This is a genomic window from Chitinophaga varians (genome assembly GCF_012641275.1).
Taxonomy (GTDB): Bacteria; Bacteroidota; Bacteroidia; order Chitinophagales; family Chitinophagaceae; genus Chitinophaga; species Chitinophaga varians_A.
The window spans coordinates 1-2,757 of record NZ_JABAIA010000010.1 but is presented as its reverse complement, the minus strand read 5'-3'; the positions used below and the strand labels follow the sequence as shown (position 1 = coordinate 2,757).

The window sequence follows — 2,757 nt, the reverse complement described above, 5'->3', positions numbered from 1 at the left end:
CAGGTTTTGAACACCAGGTGTATCCTTTTGACATGCTGGTGGAGGAGTTGGGACTGGGAGGAGATTTGAGCCGGTCACCGCTGTCAGATGTGGTGGTGATATTACAGAACATCCGCTTAAACGATGAGCAACAGTTAGAGATGCAGGGGCTGGAAGTGACGCCGGAAGCGGCATCCCTGGACATCAGCAAGGGGGATTTACGTTTTCAGTTTTATCACGATGAACAAAGTGGAGTGCTTCATGGCAACATCGAGTACAACAGTGATATTTTCAACCGGGAGCGTATAGAACGGATGGCGGCCCATCTCGGCCGCCTGATGGAGGCTGTTCATGCTAATCCTGATACAACGCTGGATGATATCAGCTATCAACAGGCGGGGGAACAGGAAGATGAGCGTTGGTTTACCACCCCGCTTCCTTTATCGCCGCAGCCGCTGTTGCACCGTGTTATAGAAGAACGGTGCCGGCAATACCCTGACCGGGTGGCTGTAGCAGGTTATGGGCTTAGTATGAGCTACCATGACCTGAACGGTTACGCCAACCAGCTGGCCCATGGCCTGTTGTCATTGGGTTACCGGGACGAAAAACATGTGGGCGTTTATGCCGGCGGTGGCCCGTTACAGGTAGTTGCGCTGCTGGCCTGTTTTAAGGCAGGGGCCGTGTATGTTCCGATGTCGGCAGACCAGGCTGTTCATCATCTGTTGCAGGTGATAACGGAGACCGGGATGCAGGCCGTCGTTACCACTACGGTGCATGCGGCCACGCTAAAACAATTGCTGGCCGCCCATGCTGTTAAGATCGATACGGTAATTATCCTGGACAGTCCAACGTCCGCGGTGTTGCCGTTGTCGTTTGAACATCATCTTTCAACAGAAAATATTGTATGCAGCGCAGTCAACCCCGATCTGGACTATGATGCCTCCGGTAGCGCTTATGTGTTTTACACTTCGGGTTCTACCGGCAGGAGCAAAGGCATCATCGGTTCCCACGTGTCGCTGAGCCATTACATCCATTGGCATCAGCGGGAGTGGGGCATAGACGGTAGTTTCCGTATCAGCCAGCTGGCGCCGATGACTTTTGACGCTTCGCTGAAAGATATCCTGACAGGCCTCATTGGCGGTGCCACCGTTTGTATGCCCGACAGCCATATCAAAAACAATCCGGCGCTGTTGGTGGAGTGGTTAAGAAACGAGCAGGTCACCCTGCTGCAAACGGTTCCTTCTGTTTTCCGGTTGATCACCGGCAGTTTACAGGAGTCCGGTACTCCGCTTGCCGGCCTGCGTTACGTGGTACTGGCAGGAGAACGTTTATACGGGCGTGATGTGTTGAACTGGAAGGCTGCCAATGGCACCACTGCGCGGTTATCGAACCTTTACGGCTTAACAGAAACGACTATATTAAAAACCTGTTTTCATATTGAGAGCTGGGACTGGCAGGCCGGAGAAGTGCTGCCGGTAGGATTACCTGTATCAGATACGCTGGTGGCGGTGGTGAACAGCGCCCATCATATCTGTGCGCCCGGCGAGATGGGAGAGGTGTATATCAAAAGCCCTTTTATCAGCAAAGGTTATATCGATACCTCACTCAATGAACATTACCTGGTGGCCAATCCGTTGGACGGCAATGAAGCGGACAGGGTATGGCGCACCGGTGACCTGGGTCGCTACCGCAATGACGGCCGCCTGGAGATCCTGGGGCGCCGTGACGAGCAGGTAAAGATCAACGGGGTGCGTATAGAACTGGAGCAGGTGCGTGCAGCAGTGCTGCAACAGGATGATGTCCTGCGCACCGAGCTGGTGGTGCATACGGGCGAAGACTTCCGCCAGGAGCTGTTGTGTTACTATACTGGCAAACGTTATGCGCCTGACGAGCTGCGGGCGTTATTGTCTGCCGATCTGAACCCAGCCATACTGCCCGGCTATTATGTATGGATGGACACCTTCCCGTTGAACATGAACGGAAAGGTGGACCGGAAAGCTTTGCCGAAGCCTGCGGAGATGCTGTTACAGAGCACCTACCATGCGCCGGAAGCGGGCGTGGAGCAGCAGCTGGCCGCTTTATGGCAACAGGTGCTGGGCGTGGAGCGTATCGGCCGCGATGATAGTTTCTTCAATATAGGCGGCTCTTCACTGAAGGCCATCCAGCTGATCGCCAGGATTTACAAAGAGCTGGACGTGCAATTAACGATAGCGGATTTGTTTTCGCATCCTGTGCTGCATGAGCAGGCATCGCTGATCAAAGCCAGCGTGCATACGGATTACCAGCCTATCCCTGTTGCGGCGGCGATGGAGCACTACCCGCTGTCGCACTCACAGCAACGGCTATGGGTACTGGAGCAGCTGCAGGGACATGCGGCTACGTATAACATCCCTGTGTTGTACCGTTTGCACGGACAGCTGGACCGTGTGGCGTTGTTGGCTTCTTTCCGTGAACTGATAGTCCGTCATGAGAGCCTTCGTACGGTCTTTGTACTGGCAGACGGCGTTCCCCGTCAATCTGTTTTATCGGCCGCTGAAGGCTTCTGGACGGAAGAGGATTTTAGCACTGCGCCCTCGCCGGAAGACGCCGCTCAGCAATATATACACGAATTTATCAATACGGGCTTTGATTTGACGGCCGGCCCGTTGCTGCGGGTGGCGCTGCTGCAATTGTCTGCCACCGAATACCTGCTGGCCTGGTCAGTTCATCATATTATCTCCGACGAATGGTCTATGCAGGTGATGGTGCGTGAGCTGGTGAGCCTTTACAACAGCTATG

At 54.3% G+C, this 2,757-nt stretch carries 1 protein-coding gene; it reads left to right on the top strand.

Features of this window, described 5'->3' with window-relative positions:
• Window positions 1–2,757 (top strand): AMP-binding protein (locus HGH92_RS33360; RefSeq protein WP_168875198.1); only part of this gene is annotated, 2,757 nt, incomplete at both ends.